This window comes from Nonomuraea sp. NPDC052129 (assembly GCF_040680095.1).
In the GTDB taxonomy this organism is placed as follows: domain Bacteria; phylum Actinomycetota; class Actinomycetes; order Streptosporangiales; family Streptosporangiaceae; genus Nonomuraea.
This window is the reverse complement of record NZ_JBFAVX010000041.1, coordinates 25,898-42,947: the sequence shown is the minus strand read 5'-3', so window position 1 is coordinate 42,947 and position 17,050 is coordinate 25,898. Positions and strand designations below refer to the sequence as shown.

At 70.9% G+C, this 17,050-nt stretch carries 12 protein-coding genes; 5 read left to right on the top strand and 7 right to left on the bottom strand.

The features are described 5' to 3' along the window. Positions 1–23 precede the first annotated feature (23 nt). Together AB0L53_RS51045 and AB0L53_RS51040 are read left to right on the top strand one after the other, a co-directional pair. Complete coding sequence (locus AB0L53_RS51045; protein WP_364011647.1) at positions 24–1,256, top strand: glycosyltransferase; 1,233 nt, start codon at positions 24–26, stop codon at positions 1,254–1,256. Positions 1,257–1,308: 52 nt separating this feature from the next. Then, complete coding sequence (locus AB0L53_RS51040; protein WP_364011645.1) at positions 1,309–2,592, top strand: hypothetical protein; 1,284 nt, start codon at positions 1,309–1,311, stop codon at positions 2,590–2,592. Here AB0L53_RS51040 and AB0L53_RS51035 read toward each other — a convergent pair whose 3' ends face one another. From AB0L53_RS51035 to AB0L53_RS51020, 4 genes are all read right to left on the bottom strand, one after another. Next, positions 2,593–2,961 carry a MerR family transcriptional regulator gene (locus AB0L53_RS51035; protein ID WP_364011643.1) on the bottom strand — a complete coding sequence of 123 codons (369 nt, stop codon included), beginning with the start codon at positions 2,959–2,961 and terminating at the stop codon, positions 2,593–2,595. A gap of 17 nt (positions 2,962–2,978) precedes the next feature. Further along, positions 2,979–4,025 (bottom strand): NADP-dependent oxidoreductase, encoded by a 1,047-nt coding sequence (locus AB0L53_RS51030; RefSeq protein ID WP_364011640.1) that lies wholly within the window; start codon positions 4,023–4,025, stop codon positions 2,979–2,981. Positions 4,026–4,409: 384 nt separating this feature from the next. Further along, complete coding sequence (locus tag AB0L53_RS51025) at positions 4,410–4,634, bottom strand: hypothetical protein (protein WP_225300811.1); 225 nt, start codon at positions 4,632–4,634, stop codon at positions 4,410–4,412. Between the two features lie 145 nt (positions 4,635–4,779). Then, a complete protein-coding gene (locus AB0L53_RS51020; RefSeq protein ID WP_364011637.1) occupies positions 4,780–5,901 on the bottom strand; it encodes an alpha/beta hydrolase family protein in 1,122 nt (373 codons plus the stop codon). 228 nt (positions 5,902–6,129) lie between these two features. On the opposite strand from AB0L53_RS51020, the gene AB0L53_RS51015 reads away from it, so the two are divergent. Beyond that, positions 6,130–12,273 (top strand): SDR family NAD(P)-dependent oxidoreductase, encoded by a 6,144-nt coding sequence (locus tag AB0L53_RS51015; RefSeq protein WP_364011635.1) that lies wholly within the window; start codon positions 6,130–6,132, stop codon positions 12,271–12,273. Next, positions 12,270–13,589: a crotonyl-CoA carboxylase/reductase gene (gene ccrA / locus AB0L53_RS51010; RefSeq protein WP_364011631.1), complete on the top strand. Its 1,320-nt coding sequence runs from the start codon at positions 12,270–12,272 to the stop codon at positions 13,587–13,589. The genes AB0L53_RS51015 and ccrA overlap by 4 nt, the downstream gene beginning before the upstream one ends. Here ccrA and AB0L53_RS51005 read toward each other — a convergent pair. The 3 genes from AB0L53_RS51005 to AB0L53_RS50995 are packed head-to-tail and all read right to left on the bottom strand — an operon-like array spanning position 13,570 to position 15,934. Continuing rightward, positions 13,570–14,763 (bottom strand): helix-turn-helix domain-containing protein, encoded by a 1,194-nt coding sequence (locus AB0L53_RS51005; protein WP_364011628.1) that lies wholly within the window; start codon positions 14,761–14,763, stop codon positions 13,570–13,572. The two genes, ccrA and AB0L53_RS51005, sit on opposite strands and share 20 nt — an antisense overlap. A gap of 59 nt (positions 14,764–14,822) precedes the next feature. After that, positions 14,823–15,026 carry an EF-hand domain-containing protein gene (locus AB0L53_RS51000; RefSeq protein ID WP_357957849.1) on the bottom strand — a complete coding sequence of 68 codons (204 nt, stop codon included), beginning with the start codon at positions 15,024–15,026 and terminating at the stop codon, positions 14,823–14,825. 29 nt (positions 15,027–15,055) lie between these two features. Next, a complete protein-coding gene (locus AB0L53_RS50995; protein WP_364011625.1) occupies positions 15,056–15,934 on the bottom strand; it encodes a LysR family transcriptional regulator in 879 nt (292 codons plus the stop codon). A 62-nt stretch (positions 15,935–15,996) separates the two neighbouring features. Here AB0L53_RS50995 and AB0L53_RS50990 point away from each other — a divergent pair, with 62 nt between their 5' ends. After that, a complete protein-coding gene (locus AB0L53_RS50990; RefSeq protein WP_364011622.1) occupies positions 15,997–16,980 on the top strand; it encodes an aldo/keto reductase in 984 nt (327 codons plus the stop codon). Positions 16,981–17,050: the final 70 nt, after the last annotated feature.

The following is a 17,050-nucleotide window of genomic DNA, read 5'->3' as shown; positions in this document are numbered from 1 at the left end:
AGAGCCGAGAAGGCGGGCTGGGTGTGAGGGTTGCGGTGCTGGCTTTGGGGTCGCGGGGGGACACTCAGCCGTGCGTGGCGCTGGCCCAAGGGTTGGCCGCGCGTGGGCACGAGGCCACGCTCGTCGCGCCCGAACGCTTCGGACATCTGGCCACAAGTGAGCGTTTAGCGGGCCTGCGGTTCGCGCCGCTGGGGGTGGATCCGGTGGCGATCGTCGAGAGCGAGGAAGGGCAGGCGTGGTTGCGCAGCGGGCCGCTGGGGTTCGTGCGGGGCTTCAGGGCCGTTCTCGAACCCCTCGCCGCGGAGCTCGTCGCCCAGGTGGACGACGCCTGCGCCGACGCCGAACTGGTCCTGGCGCCCGCGCTCGGCGCCATGGGCAGGCACCTGCACGAGAGGTACGGCATGCCGTACGGGATCCTGCAGTTCCAGCCCAGCGAGCCGACCGGTGAGTTCCCGAACCCGCTGATCCCGTGGCGGACCCTGGGCAGGGTCGGCAACCGGGCCAGCTTCGCCGTGGTCGAGCGGCTCGGCTGGCTGATGCTGGGCCGCATGATGAACCGGCTGCGCGGGCAGGTGCTGGGGCTGCGACCGTTGCGGGGAAGCCCGTTCGCGGCCGACCGGCGGGATCGGGTGCCGGTGTTGTGCGGGGTGAGCCCACTGGTGGTGCCCAGGCCGCACGACTGGCCCGACTACGTCCACCTGACCGGCTACTGGCGCCTGCCACCCGGCCCGGACAGAAACCTCCCGCTGCTCCCAGACGTCGCCGCCTTTCTGGATGCCGGACCGCCGCCCGTGTTCGTCGGGTTCGGGAGCATGGTGCCCGATGAGCCGGAGGCGGTCGCCGAGCAGGTGGCCGCGGCGCTGCGGTTGGCCGGGGTAAGGGCGGTGGTCCAGGGGCTGCCCGTGGCCGCCTCGGCGGACGTCTGTCCGGTAGGGGAGGTGGCGCACGAGGTGCTGTTCCCGAGGATGGCAGCCGTCGTGCACCACGGTGGGGCGGGGACCACGGCGGCGGGGTTGGCGGCCGGGGTGCCGAACGTGGTCTGCCCCTTTTTCTCCGATCAACCGTTCTGGGGCCGCCGGGTGGCGGCACTGGGAGCGGGGCCGCCGCCGTTGCCTATTCGGGCGCTGAGCGGGCGGTCATTGGCGGCGCGATTGCTGGCCGTACCGGAATATCGCGAGAACGCGGCGCAACTTGGGGGGCTACTGCGGGTGGAACACGGGGTGAAGAACGCAGTGGATCTCATTGAAGGTAGCTGATCATCCAGATATTGTGCGATATGTCCGCGATCACCCCCTGGAGTAAGGCGCCATGCGACTGAGGAAGATTTTCGTCATCGGATTGGCACTCTCACTGCTGGGCATAGGCGTTCCAGCCTGGTCGGAGGACGATCCGCGCAGCTGCAACGACCTGATGTCCGGCGACACCCCGGCGTACGTCGTGTGCCGCTGGATGGCCACGCCCGACGAGGCGCGGGACATCGCCAACTTCTGGCTCTCCAACGACGGCGAGCACATGCAGGAAGCCGGCCCGCTGAACCCGATCACCGTCGACTGCACCGAAGCCGGCAACGAATGCGCCGACACTTCCGAGGGCGACGGCCAACTGCACGACGTCGACTCGCCCGATGTCGACGGCGCCGAGGACGGCGGCTCGCCCGAGTGCCAGTCCGCCGAGGACTGCTTCGTCAACCCCGAGGGCCTGTCCAAGGCCGAGATCCAGGCCGCCGAGAAGTCCGCCGGTGGCCAGGCCGTCAAGGCCGCCGCCGCGGCCGGGATGCGCGTCTGGATCGACGCGGAGCTGGCCGACGACTGGAAGGCGGGCAAGCTCGCCGAGGCGGCCAAGAAGGTCGCCGCGGTCGCGGCGCAGCAGGGGGCCGTGGGGATCAGGTTCAGCTCGCAGCTCGGCTTCAACAAGACGTTCGAGACGGCTGACGAGATGGACAAGTTCGTCACGGAGGCCACCACCACGCTCCGCAACCTCGCGCCGGGCAAGAAGCTGGCCGTGCACACGGTGGTGCCGGTGCTCGGCTGCGGGGCCAACGACACGTGCAAGGCCGAGGTGACCAAGAAGTACCCGCTGCTCGACCCCGAGCGGATCGGCGCCTGGCTCACCAAGGGCCTCGTCGACCAGCTCGCCCTGGACGGCGGGCACCTGGCGACCGAGTACGCCACCTGGAAGATCGACGCCACTGAGGCCCAGCGCAACCAGTGGATCCAGGTCAGGGCCCGCGCCTGGGACGCCTACGGTCAGATCGCCGCGGAAGACGCGGGCTTCGCCGCCGTGGGCTCGCCGCAGCTCACCGCCGAGCAGGCCACCAAGTCGATCACCGACCGCATCGCCACGCCGCTCCAGGCCGACGCCGCCGAGACGATCAACCTCTGGTCCCGCTGGCAGAACGACCAGGGCCAGGTCAGCAGGCTGTACGGCGAGAAGTGGGCCGAGAACGCCACCTGGGACCAGCTGAAGAAGCTGACCTCGATCCGTCCCCGGCTGGCCACGATCTACGACCCGTCGGCGCCGGAAGTCGACTCGGCCACGGACCTCAAGAAGCTGTCCGAGGTGTTCGGGCAGGTCTATCTGCATACCGCCTGATCAGCTCACCGTCCCGACCCTGGCGGCGAGGCGCTCGCGCAGCGCCGTCAGGCGGGAGATCTCCTCATCCAGGGCGGTGAGCCGGCGCTGGACGACTCCGGTGCCCTGGGTGCAGCCAGTGCTGCCGTACGGCGGCAACGCGTCGCCCTCCAGAAGGTGGAGGCGTTCGGCGCAGCTGCGTACGTCCTCGACGGTCAGCCCCAGCGACAGCAGCTCGCGGATGATCCGCACCAGCGTCACGTCACGGGGCCCGTACTCCCGCTGCCCGGTCATCGTGCGCGGCGCCGGGGGCAGCAGCCCGCGCTGCTCGTAGAAACGCAGTGCCCGAGGTGTCGTGCCCGCCGCTGCCGCCGCGTCGCCGATCCGCATCAGCCCTCCAAAGGTAACTACAGCTCTACGACGACGGCTCCGAGATGCCGGCCGCCGATCATCTCGTGCAACGCCCGGGGAGCCTGCTCGATGCCCGGCACCCGTACGTGCGGAAATGTGATCTCTCCGGAACGCAGCCAGCCGCCGAAGCGCTCGGTCCACTGTGCTCGTGCCCGCGCGTCGTCCGGGGCGCTGTAGCCACGCATGGCGATGCCCTTGAGGATGAGCTGGTAGGTGTCCAGTTCGACCGGTGCCGTGGTACCGGTGCCGTGCGCCGACATCTGCCCGGACAGTGCGCCGACCAGGACGAACCGCGCCCCGGGCCGGGCCACGGCCACCGCCGCCTGGAGTTGCTCGCCGCCGACGTTGTCCAGGAGGACGTCGATGCCGTCCGGCGCGATCTTGGCCAGCTGCTCGCCGATCGGCTCCGCGCCGCGGATCACGGCGGCGTCGTACCCCAGCTCGGACACCAGCCGCTCAGCCTTCTCCCGCGAGCCGGTGCTGCCGATGACCTGGCCCGCGCCGAGCAGCCGGGCGATCTGCCCGGCCAGCGAGCCGACCGCGCCGGCGCCGCCGGAGACGAACACCGTGTCGCCCGGCCGTACCCCGGCGCCCTGGGTCAACGCGGCGTACGCGGTCCAGCCCTGTGTCAGATGAGCGACAGGGTCGGGCAATGTGTCATCCAGTGGGGTGCATTGGGCCGCGGCCACGGCCGCGTACTCGCGCCACCCGAGCCAGTGCGAGACCAGCTCGCCGGGGTGCAGCCCGCTGTCCGCGGGCGCTGACACGACCTCACCGATCGCCGCCCCGAACAGGGTGTCACCGGGGAGGAGAGGCGGGAACGGCGCGCCCTTCACCGATCCGCCGATCAGGGTGCGGAGTGCGGCGAAGACGTGGAAGAAGCGGTTGCGGACCAATACCTGGCCTTCTTCGGGCACGGGCAATGGCGTCTCGACGACCTCGAAGTGCTCCGGCCTCGGCAGGCCGTCGGGCCGGCTGGCGAGCCGGACTTCGCTGGACGTACGGGGCAAGGCTTCGCGGGACGTGTGGGGTAGGGCGGGCATGCGACGCTCCTCAGCGGTGGGCAGGGGGCCCATATGGCGTCGCGACCCTAACCCTTGACCTGTACGTCAAAGGCAAGTCGCACGATGAGGAGGTTCACGAAAAGGACATGGTCGTGGCTCGCCGCCCTGGGGCACACGCCGCAGGCTGGATTTCCGATAGCACGAACTGGCCAGACGGCTTGGGCCCGGGGAGCACGAGGGCCGGAAGGTCACCTCGCCGGAGGTGTGGGGACATGTCCCCACTATCACCGCCCGAGCTCCATCGGCGCGGAGCGCCTGAAGGCGGTGACCATACTTACAGGGCCGGGCCCGATAACACGCGTCAACACACGCCGACAGCGCCCTCTGGCGAACGCTGCCCGCTTCAGCTGGTGCCAGGCGGTTTCAGAGTTTGATCAGCTTGGCGTATGGGGTCGTGATGCGTTCCTGTCGTGATCCGAAGTCGATGAGGACGGCCTCGTCCTCGACACCGATGACCCGACCGAGACCGTAGCGGTCGTGGGACACCTGGTCGTGCATGCTGAACTGCTCGACCGGCGGCGCCGGAGGCGGGGGTTTGAAGGGGCTGGTGGGCAGGTGGCGCCGGGTCGCGGCGCTGGGTGGCTTCATCTACTCCAGTATGCGCCACCGCGAGATCTTAGAACGCCACATTCGCCGCAGTGGTTCGGTTTTCGGGCGTGAATACCCAGGAACATCGGCCTTATGCCCGTTTTATTGGCGTCCGGAAAGCCGTCGAGCACAGGCGGTGACATGCTCAGGGCCGGGGGTTGGCCAACTGCCAGTCGCCCTGGCGGTCCGTCGTGTCCAGCTTGGGCGGGCCGCCGCCCGGCAGGCCCAGCGCGGCCAAGATCATGGGGTACGAGTTCTTGAACTCCCTGATCCAGTACGGCCAGGTGTGGGTGCCGTTGCCGTACAGGTTCAGGGTGTGCTGGATGCCCAGGCTGTTCAGGCGCTTGCTCAGGGCTTTGACCGTGTAGGCGGAGATGGGTTCGCCCAGGTGGGCCGGGTGCCAGGGGGAGCCGGGCGGGTCCAGGGGGCCCATGAAGCTGTTCGTGCCGCTCGACATGTAGATGGAGACGCCCCTCAGCCTCGGGGCCAGGGCCACGGGGTCGTTGGCCGCCCAGACCTGCCTGTCGCGGATGGGGTCGCCCCACAGGGCCTTGGGGTCCTGCTTCTCGCTGGCCTGGGCGTTCATGATGATCGCTGGGATGCCGGGGATCTCGGTGGCCATGATGCCGCTGTACGCGCCCACGAAGCGGAACATCCCCGGATAGCGGGCCGCGTACTTCATCGCCCCGTACGCGCCCATCGACAGGCCGGCCACCGCTCGCCGGGTGCCCGCTCGGTAGCCGATCTCCAGCAGTCGCCGCACCTCGTACGTGTGGAACGTGGCCCACGCCGGTGTGCCGCCCTTGCCGCCGTTGTACCAGTCGGAGTAGTTGCCGGCTCGGCCTGCTTCCGGCATGACGACCATGGCGTCCAGGTTCTCGGTGAAGCTGGCTATGTCGGTCATACGGGTCCAGGAGGTGTAGTTGTCGGCGCCGCCGTGGAGGAGGTACAGGACGGGCCAGGTACGGTTCGCCTGCTTGGACCAGCCCTTGGGGAGCAGCAGGCGGACCGGCGTCATCAGGCCGATCGACGGTGAGGAGATGAGGAGGTCGAGCATGCGAGGGCTCAGCCACCTCTCCCGCACGACGCGGGCACTGCCGGGGAGGGCCTTCTGACCGGGCATGTAGTTGGTCGCGGTCTTGGTGCTCGTGGTGGTGGGCTTTCCGCCGGGCACAAGCGACCAGCCCGGATCGGCGAGTACGGGGGTGGCGTTCGAGCCGACGAGGAGCACCGTCGTCGCCAGTGCCAGTAGGGCGCGGGATCGCATGAGAGCTCCCCTTCGCAAGTGAGACCGGAGGCGAGGCTAGGGGCCCGGGTATCGGCCCAGCTATACCCCAACGCAACGAAATATCGCCGTAGGGTGCGCTCTGCCGGACAAAACCGAGGGTTATCACTGGCGTGACAAATCGGACCCGAGGAATGTTCGGTACGGGCCTGCCCCGATGCCACGGCGTGTGGGTATGTTGGCCGATCACCCGGCAGCATGGGAGCCCTCGTGAACGTACTGGGCGAAGCCGACATCCGCCGCTTCCTCACCGACCGGATCGCGTCACGCGGTGTCGAGCGGGTCGATCCGGAACGGCCGCTGGAGGAGTACGGCCTGTCGTCACGTGACGCGGTGGCGATCGCGGGCGAGCTGGCCGAGCTGCTCGGCAGGCAGCTGAGCCCGACCCTGGCCTGGGAGCATCCAACGATCAACCGCCTGGCCCGCGCACTCGCGGGACCGCCTCAGGAGGACAAGACGGAGATCCCCGGCGACCTGGGTGAGCCGGTGGCGGTGGTCGGGGTGGGGTGCCGGTTGCCGGGCGCGCACGGCCCCGAGGCGTACTGGGAGCTGCTGCTCGACGGGCGGGACGCGGTCGGCGAGGTGCCCGCGGGGCGGTGGGAGGCGTTCGACGACGGATCGGCGCGTACGGAGGAGATACTGGCCGGGACGACCAGGCACGGCGGCTTCCTGGCGGACGTGGCGGGGTTCGACGCGGAGTTCTTCGGGATCGCGCCGGGCGAGGCGGCGCTCATGGATCCGCAGCAGCGGCTGCTCCTGGAGACGGCCTGGGAGGCGCTGGAGCACGGCGGCATCGCGCCGAGGTCGCTGGGCGGCAGCCGTACCGGGACGTTCGTTGGCATCTCCGGCGCCGAGTACGCCTACTTGACCAGCGCGGACCTGAGCGGCGTCGGCGCGTGGACGGCCACCGGCGCGGCCCTCAGCATCGCCGCGAACCGCCTGTCCTACCTGCTCGACCTGCGCGGCCCCTCGATGGCGGTGGACACGGCCTGCTCGTCCTCGCTTGTCGCCACCCACCTCGCGGTAGGCGCCCTGAGATCGGGGGAGTGCGACCTGGCCCTGGCCGCCGGGGTGAACCTGCTGCTGTCACCCGTGGTCACGGTGGCCTTCGACCAGGGCGGCGGTACGGCGGCGGACGGGCGGTGCAAGACGTTCGACGCGTCGGCGGACGGCATGGTGCGGGCCGAGGGCTGCGGCGTCGTCGTACTCAAACGCCTGACGGACGCCGAACGCGACGGCGACCGGGTGCTGGCGGTGATCAGGGAGACCGGCGTCAACCAGGACGGCCGCTCCAACGGCCTGGTCGCCCCCAATCCCGAGGCGCAGGAGGCCCTGCTGCGTGAGGTGTACGCAGGGCTGGACCGGGGGCCCGACTACGTGGAGGCACACGGAACGGGCACGTTCCTCGGCGACCCCATCGAGGCGCGGGCCATCGCCGGGGCCTTTCCCGGGCAGGTCCTGCTCGGCTCGGCCAAGACGAACCTCGGCCACCTGGAGGCGGCGGCCGGGGTCGCGGGGCTCATCAAGACGATCCTGGCGCTGTGGCACGGCGTGATCCCACCCAGCCTCCACTTCCGGCAGCCGAACCCGCACATCCCGTGGGAGAGGCTGCGAGTCGTCACCTCGCCGACGCCGTGGCCACGGGCGGACGCACGCGCGGGGGTGTCGTCGTTCGGCTTCGGCGGCACCAACGCACACATCGCTCTGGCCGCCTATCGGGCGGTGGGGGAAGCGGCTTCCGCCCGCTCGACCGCCTCATCGGCCGCCCAGCCCGTTCGCACGCAACCCCCGCAGCCCCTCCCTGCTCAGCTAACGCAGCCCGCGCCCGCCCAGCACGTCTTCGTGCTCACCGGTGCCACGTCCGATCGTGTGCGGCAGTACGCCGAGACCCTGGCCGCCTGGCAGCCCTCGGCCGACCTCGGCGACGTGGCCCACACCCTGGCCAGGCGAGCCAGTGGCGCTCGCGCGGCCGCCGTTGTGACCGCCGCCAACGCGGCCGAGCTGCGTGACCGCCTCGCCGCCGTCACGCCCCGGCCCGTCCCCCTGGCGCCGGTCGGCCCGGTGTGGGTCTTCAGCGGGTACGGCTCGCAGTGGCCGGCCATGGGCCACCACCTGTACGAAACGGAGCCGCCCTACAAGCAGGCCATCGACGAGCTCGCGCCGCTGCTCCGAGCTGAGGCCGGCATCGACCTCCACGCCACGGAGGCCCAGGGCGTGGCCACCGTCCAACCCATGATCTTCGCCGTCCAGCTCGCCTTGGCCCGCCTGTGGCAGGCGTACGGCATTGAGCCCGCCGCCGTGATCGGCCACTCGATGGGCGAGGTGGCGGCTGCCGTGGTGGCGGGCGGCCTCGACCAGCACGACGCGGTACGCGTGATCTGCCGCCGCGCCCGCCTCCTCGCCAGCCTCGGCGGCCTCGGCGGCGGTGGTGGTCGCAGTCACGGTGGTGGTCGCAGTCACGGTGGCGGTCGCAGTCACGATGGCGGCGGCGGTCGAGATGGCGATGGCGGTCGCGGTGGTGGTGGGGCGATGGCTGTGGTCGGGGTGGCTGCCGATGAGGTGCCCGGTGACCTGTATGTGGCGGTTCATTCCGCCCCGCACCAGACCGTCGTCACCGGCGCTCCCGAGCGGGTCGCCCGGTTCGTGGCGGAGGTCGAGGCACGAGGGCTGTTCGCCAGAACACTCACCACCGAAGGCGCCGGACACTCACCCCAGGTCGCCCCTCTGCTGCCGAAGATCAGGAACGAGCTGGCCGCCATCACCCCCGCCAAGCCACGCCTGCCGTTCTACTCCACGGTCTTGGACGACCCTCGCGAGACCCCCACGTTCGAGGCCGCCTACTGGGCCGCAGGCGTGCGCCGACCGGTGCGTCTCCTCCAGGCCGTACGGGCCGCCGCGGAGGACGGATTCACCGTCTTCACCGAGCTCAGCCCGCACCCCGTGCTGAGCCAGGCGCTCCAGGACACGCTCCCGGCCGCGACGATGATCACCCACTCCCTCGAACGCCACCACGACCACGCTTTCCACTCCCAACTCGCCACCGTGGCCACCGCCATCACGCCCAGGACGCGCGGCCGGGTGGTGGACGTACCGGGAGCACCGTGGCGGCACACCCGCCACTGGGTCACCCCGTACCGCCGCCCGCCAGAGCACCGCCTACTCGGCGCGCACGTCGAGACCCCGGCCGGACACGCGTGGACCACCGCGCTCGACGACCTCGCCGACGCGCCCTGGCGCCTGGACCCGTCCGACTGGCACCGCCACGGCCACCCCGTGCTCCCGCTCACCGCCGTGGCCAGACTGGCGCACGCCGCGGTCGTGGAGGTGTACGGCTCAGCGGAGCTGCACGATTCAGCGGAGGTGCACGGCTCAGCGGAGCTGCACGAGGTGGAGCTGTACGAGGTGGCCCTGCACGCGTTACTTCCCCTGCCCGCGCAGGTGACGGTCACCTTGGCGGGCACGCGGGTCGAGGTGACCGCCAAGAACGCCGCGGGCTCCTGGACCCTCTACGGCTCGGCCAGCCTCACGCAGCCGGCCGCGCCGCCCGAAGCCCTGGACACGCAGCCGCCCGAGGTCCTGGAGAGGGTACGGCGGGTGGCGGCGGACGGCACGCTCCACGGGGTCGAGAGCCGGGAGCTTCCGGCATCGAGCATCCCGGTGCCCCTCGACGCCAAGCTCATCGAACGCGTCTGGGTCCCCGCCCCCCTGCCGACAACTCTGGCGGGCGAGGTCCAAGAGGCGGCGGAAGGGTCGGGCGCTGTTGTGCGGGTTCCGCGGCTGCTGGAGCCGTCGGCGGCTCGGCGACTGATCCTGGACCTGGCCCGCCTCGCCGACCAGGGGGCACAGCTCACGATCGTCACCGAACGCGCTCAGGCCGTACGGGACGGAGAGGCCGCAGACCCCGGTCCCGCCTCGCTGAGCGGGCTGGTCAGAGTGCTGGCGCTGGAGCGTCCCGAGGCCCACGTCAGGCTGGTAGACGTCGACGACCCCGGCGTGCTGGCACGGGAACTCGCCACCCCGACCGGAGACGACGAGATGGCCTGGCGCGACGGCGTCCGCTACGCGGCCCGACTACGCCGCGCCACCCTGACCCCCGGCCCGGCGACCTCCCGCTGGGCGGCCTCCGCCTCCGCGACCCTTGGCCCGGCGACCCCTCGCCCGGCGGCCCCCGACTCGGCGACCCCGGGCTCGGCGACCCCGCGTTCGGCAACCTTGCGCTCGGCCACGGCGGTCGCGGGGCCCGGAGGGTATGTGATCACCGGTGGGTATGGGAGGCTCGGGCTGGTCGTCGCGCGTCGGCTGGCCCGCCTTGGCGCCACCCGCATCGTGCTGAATGGCCGGTCCGCCACCCCCGTGCCCAGCGACCTCGCGGGCGTCGCCCAGGTGGTGGCGGGTGATCTGGCCGCTCAAGGAACGGCCGAGCGGCTTGTGGCGGCCGCGACCGAGGGAGGGGTACGGCTGCGCGGAGTCGTACACGCGGCCGGAGTCCTGGACGACCGTCTGGTCGCCGACCTCGACCCCAGCAGCCTCGAACGGGTCTGGGCCGCCAAGGTGGACGGCGCGCTCAACCTGCACCGAGCCACCGAACACCTGGACCTCGACTGGTGGGTGGCCTTCTCCTCCGCCGCCGCGCTGCTCGGGTCCCCCGGGCAGGCCGCTTACGCCACGGCCAACGCCTGGCTGGAGGCCCTCTGCCGACTGCGCCGCGCCCGGGGGCTGCCCGCCATCGCCATCGGCTGGGGTACGTGGGCCGGCGCCGCCACAATGCCGGGCGTTGAGCCGCTGACCGCCGAGGAGGGTGTCGAGGCGTTTGAGGCGTTGATCCAGCGGGACCGGTGTGCGGGGGTGGTCAGGATCGCCCCAGATGCGGTTTTGTCGGTGTTTCCTGGGATCGGTCGCTTTCCGTACTTCTCGGACGTCGCTGACCTCGCTCCAGAGGTGCGGCGGGACCTCGGGCCCGAGGGGGTGCTGGCCGCCGTCAGGGAGCGCGTCACGGCCGTGCTCGGGGTGGAGCCGGTGTGGCTCGACGAGGGCGCCGTGCTCACCGGCCGCGGGCTCGACTCGCTGGCCGCCACCCGGCTACGTGGCCTGATCGAGTACGACTTCGGCGTCACGATCTCGACGACACCGCTGCTCAATGGCGGGACATTGGGCGAGCTGGCCCGGACCGTCACCGCCGAGCTGGGCCTCCCGCAGCCCGAACCGGAGCGCGCCACAGCCGGACCGTCGGGTGCCGCCGACGGGCGTGCGGTGGTCGGGCCGAGGGACGCGGCGGAGCGGCAGGTGGTCCGGGTGCTGACCGGCCTGCTGGGACGCGAACCCTCGGTCACCGAGACCATCGCGCCGGACACGCTGGCAAAGGCCCTCGACCTTCTCCGCCTCGAACTCGGCAGACCGGTTGCTACGGGTGGCGGACGGGAGCGAGTGCGGGTGGCCGAGGTCGCCGATGCCGTACGCCAGGGCGAGGCGGCCGAAGCCGGGCTCGCCACCGTCAGACCCCTCACCGAACGAACCGAACGAACCGGGACCGAACGAACCGGGACCGAACGAACCGGGACCGAACGGACCGACCGCACCGAACAGACCGGCGGCAGGCCGCTGTTCCTGGCCCACCCCGCCGGTGGCACCACAGGCGTGTACGCCCTGCTGGCCGCCCGCCTGGACCTCCCGGTCCTCGGCCTGGAGCGGCTGGACGACGCGGCTGAGCTGGGCATCCCAGAGCGGGCCGCCCGTTACGCCGAGGCCGTCAAACGGACCTGTCCGGGACCGTACCGGCTGGGCGGCTGGTCATTCGGGGGGATCCTGGCGTTCGAGATCGCCAGACGGCTGGGCGACGACGTCGAGCTGGTCGTGATGATCGACTCGGGGCTGCCCGAGCGGGTGCCCGAGGAGCGGCGGCGGGAGATCCAGGCCCGGCGGTACGTGGACTTCGCGGCCTATCTGCGTGACACCTATGGCGTCCGGGTCCGCCTCGAACCACGAGAGCTCCTGGCGCTCGACGAGCGCGGGCAGCTCGCGCTGGCCGAGGAGCGGATCGCGGAGTCCGGTGTGCCGGAGCTGCTCAGCCCGGCCATCTTGCGTCACCAGATCACCTCGCACGAGGACACCAGGGCCATCGACCGCTACGAGGCCGGGCCGTACCTGGGCGATGTGCTCCTCTACCGGTCCACGGAGCCGACGCCCTGGGCGGTCGAGGACGTGCGGTACGCCCACGCGGACGATCCGGCACGTGGCTTCCGCCCGTACTGCCCGCGCCTGGAGATCATCGAGGTTCCCGGCGCGCATCACCTCAACCTGCTCGATCCACCCCACGTCGAAGGCATCGCCGCCGATCTGAGCAGGAGGCTCGCATGACGCTGGCAGAGGCCGTGGTGGCGGGCGCGGGACCCGCTGAGCTGGCGAGCCTGGAGGTGCCGACGCGCTACCGGGCCGTACACCTGCGCAAGGACGAGGTCGGCCTGTTCAACGGCCAGGCCAAGGACAGCCCGGACAAGGACGGCTCGGACAAGGACGTGCGGAGGTCGCTCCACGTAGGCGAGGTGCCGATGCCGGAGCTGGCCCATGACGAGGTGCTCGTCGCGGTCATGGCCAGCGCGATCAACTTCAACACGGTCTGGTCGGCGATGTTCGAGCCGATCCCGACGTTCGCCTTCCTGGAACGGTTCGGCCGTACGGACCCCCGGCACGACCTGCCGACCCATGTGCTCGGCTCCGACGCGGCCGGGGTGGTCGTCAGGGCGGGTCAGGCGGTACGGCATTGGCGCCCCGGGGATCGCGTCGTCACCAGCCCCGCGTATCTCGACAGCCAGGACCCGATGGTGCAGCACGACGGGATGCTGGCCGCGGACCTGCGCGCGTGGGGGTTCGAGACGAACTTCGGGGGGCTGGCGGAGTTCGCGGTGGTCAAGGCGACCCAGTTGCTGCCCAAGCCGAGGCATCTGAGCTGGGAGGAGGCGGCGTGCAACATGCTGTGCGCGTCGACGGCTTACCGGATGCTGGTGGGCGAGCGCGGCGCCCGGATGAAGCAGGGCGACGTGGTGCTGCTGTGGGGGGCGACGGGCGGCCTCGGCGCGTACGGCGTGCAGCTCGTCAGGAACGGCGGCGGCATCCCCGTCGGCGTGGTGAGCTCGCCGGAGAAGGCCGTGCTGCTGCGCGAGATGGGCTGCGAGCACGTCGTCGACCGATCGCGCTTCGACGACCTGACCGATGAGAAGGGCTGGCGCGGGCTGGGGGCGGAGGTCAGGCGGTTGGTGGGGGAGGACCCGGCCATCGTGTTCGAGCACACCGGCAAGGACACTTTCGGCGCTTCGGTATATGTCGCGAAAAAAGGTGGAAAGGTGGTCACGTGTGGTTCGTCCAGCGGGTACGACCACACCTACGACAACCGCCACCTGTGGATGCGGCTCAAGCAGATCATCGGCTCACACGGCGCGAACTACCAGGAGTGCCACGAGACCAACCGGCTCATCTCGCTCGGCATGGTCCATCCCACCCTCTCCCGGGTGTACCCGCTGGAAAAGGCGGCGGACGCGGCGCGCGCCGTACAACTGAACCAGCACGTCGGCAAGGTCGGCGTGCTCGCACTGGCCCCCGAGCAGGACCTCGGCATCGAAGACGGCCGCCTCCGCGAGCGCATCGGCGAGGAGCGCCTCAGACTTTTCCGTGTATGACGTTCAGGGCGGCCCGGCGAGCACGGAGTACGATCTCCAGCTCGAAGCGGATGTCCGGATCGGCGAGCTGGTCGCCGTAGAGCTCCTCCAGCTGCCGCAATCGGTAGCGAACCGTCTGCGGATGTACGTGCAGCCGAGCCGCCACCTCACCCGCCCCCCGGCCGTAGCGCAGCCAGGCCAGCAGCGTCTCCGCCAGCCGGTCCTGCTGCGTGGGCCGCAGGTGGGCCAGTGGCGCCAGGCGTACCTCCGCCAGCGCGTTGACCAGCTCCTCGTCCTTGAACACCACCAGCGTCGCCATGTGGTCCGCGCAGTGCAGCAGTCCGCGTGGCAGCACGCCGCGCCCGGACAGCTCCAGCGCCTCGGCCGCCCAGCGCAGCGACGCCGCGGCGGCGGTCAGGGGTACGGGCGGCCCGATGGCGCCCAGGTAGCCGCGGAGCGCGGTCTCCAGCATGCGCGCCTGGCCGGGGCCGTTCGGGTCGGGTATGAGCAGGCAGGGCGTGGCTCGGTCCAGGCCCATCAGTACGTCGGGCGGCATCGCGGGTGAGCGGCAGGTGCCGTGCTGGTCGTCGAGGGCGACGCAGGCCACGGTCTTGGGCAGCCGCCACCCGGCGGCCTTGGCCAGGTCGGAGATGGCCTCCGCGCCGGCGGGCGGCCGGCTCAGCAGCAGGTCGAGCAGGCGGTTGCGGCGGCGCTCGATCTCGCCCGCCGCGTGCGCCCTGGCCTCGTCGAAGCCCTCGGCCGCGGCGTCGGCGAGCTGGTCGAGGTAGACGAAGATGGCCTCGCCCAGGTCGTACAGGGACTGCGGGGAGAGTCCTAGAGTGTCGGCGATCTCGGTCAGCCGCCGCCAGCCGACCCTGGCGCCCAGCCGCATCGCGGCCTGCAGTGGCTCCAGGTTGCGTCCCTCCGCCGCCTCGCCCTTGCCGATCATGCGGAACGGCTCGGGGTCCCAGGGGGCGCCGGGGTCCTGGATGTGGTCGAGGAAGCCGTCGATGGCCTGCTCGACGGCCATCCTGACGACCTTGATGTAGACCTCGTCGGACGGTCTGGCGTACTCGGGGATGCGAACCTGGATCTCCGCGATCACCTCGGCGGAGATCCGGCCGATTCCGGCCCTGAGCGTCTTCACGATGTCCGCGGAGATCCGGGTCTCGCTGGTGTCACTCTTGATGGCCATCGTCCCTCCTGTCGCCATTGTTACCCGTGCGGCAGAGGTTTGTGTAGCAAGTGCTTGTTTTACCTCTGCAGGAAGGTGCCGAACTCCTCGACGTCGATCAGCCCGTCCCCGTCCTTGTCGAGCTTCTCCACCCCGGCCTGCGCGGCCTCCAGCGTGATCGGCTGACCGAGCACCTCCATCAGCCCGACCAGCTCTTCGGCGGAGATCCGGCCGTCATTGTCAACGTCGATCAGATCGAAGGTGATCGTGTAGTCGTCGCTCATGGGTAGCCCTTTCGCGGGATCTGTATCGGTCAGACCTTAGTGGCGCTCTCTCGAAGCGCGTCGATGAATGCCCTGACTTCTCGTCTTTTATCGCCAGAGCGCCAGGCGATGGCCAGCTCACCCGGCGGGAGGCCGGCCACTGGCCGGTAGACCAGGCCCGGCCGCGTGTAGAGCGCGGCATTGCCTTCGGCCACCAGTACGACGCCCAGTCCGCTGGTCACGGCCTCGAACACCTCTTCAGGCGTGTTGGCCGTGAACCCGATGACCGGTTCGTCGGCCCGGAGGTCGCGGGCGAGCCAGTAGTCGCGCAGCGGCCCGGCCGAGGCGGGCAGCGCGATGAACGGCTCGTCGCGCAGGGCCTCGAACGGGATCTCCGCCAGTCCGGCGAGGGGGTGATCGTCCGGCATGGCCACGCCTCTGCCCTCAGTGGCCAGAACATGCGTGCTCAGCCCCTCGGGCACGGGCAGCCAGATGAAGGCCACGTCGGAGCCGCCGTCGGCCAGGCCGCCGCTGGGGTCGTCCCAGCCGACCAGCCGCAGCGACACCTCCCAGCCGGGCATCGCCGCGCGGAACAGGCGCAGCGCCTCGTGCTGCAGCCCGCGCCCGACGGCCGTCTGCATGCCGATGACCAGGGTGCCCGTGGGCGCGGCGGCCCTTGCGGTCTCCAGCCCGGCGGTCCACCGTTCGAGCAGTTCGCGCGCCACCGGCAACAGCGCCTCACCCTGCCTGGTGAGGACCACCCCGGCGGGTACGCGCTCGAACACGTCGAAGCCGAGCTGCCGTTCCAGCGCCCTCAGCTGCTTGGACAGCGCGGGCTGTGAGACGAACAGCCGCTCGGCGGCCCTGGTCACGTTCAGCTCCTCGGCGACCGCCACGAAATACCGCAAGTCACGCAGGTGCACGTCCATAACCGATGGTTATAGCAGAAGGTCTTGGACGCGCCGCCCGTACCGCCAGCAGGATGAACCACATGAAGACCCGTGAACTTGGCAACAACCTGACGGTCCCCGCGATCGGTTTCGGCGCCATGGTGCTGTCACCCGGCGTGTACGGCGACATCGACGACACCCGCGCGGAAACGGCGCTCAAGGCGGCACTCGACGCCGGAGCGGTACACATCGACACCAGTGACGCCTACGGCGTGAACGGCCACAACGAGCGCCTGGTCGGCCGGGCGATCAAGGGGCGGCGTGCCGAGGTGGTGGTCGCCACCAAGTTCGGCCTGGCCATCCCGGAGGGTGAGGCGAGCAGGTCGCACCCGGTGGGCTACGCGTTCGGCGAGCTGCGGGTGAACGCCGAGCCGAAGCTGGTCCGCCGCTACGCCGAGCGGAGCCTGCGCAACCTGGACACCGACGTGATCGACCTCTATTACCTGCACTACGTGGACCCGGGCGTGCCCATCGAGGAGACGGCCGGGGCGATGGCCGAGCTGGTCGAGGCCGGGCTGGTCAGGCACCTCGGCCTGTCGAACGTGACCGCCGACGAGCTGCGCAGGGCGCACGCCGTGCACCCGGTGACGGCCGTACAGAACGAATGGTCGATGTGGCGCCCGGTCGATCCCGACCTCCTCAAGGCGGCCCGCGAGCTGGGCGTGGGGATCGTGGCCTGGAGCCCGCTGGGCAACGGCTTCCTCACCGGCACCGTCCAGCGGCTCGGCGAGGGCGACTTCCGGCACAACGCGCCCCGCTTCTCGGCCGACAACCTGGCGAGCAACAACGACCGCTACGCCCCGATCAGGGACCTGGCCACCCGCCTGGGCATCACCCCGGCCCAGCTGGCGCTGGCCTGGCTGCTGCACCAGTACGAGCACGTGGTGGCCATCCCGGGCAGCCGCACGCCGGCGCACATCGAGGAGAACCTGGCCGCCGCCGACCTCGTCCTGCACCCCGACACGCTGGCCCGCATCGACGAGGCGCTCGCCGGTTTCGAGGTGACGGGCGGCACCCTGCTCTGAGGCGTGGCGGCGTCGTTCCCCAATCAACTCGACCGCTCTTTCTCCAAGAGCTGTCTCAGCGGGAAATGAT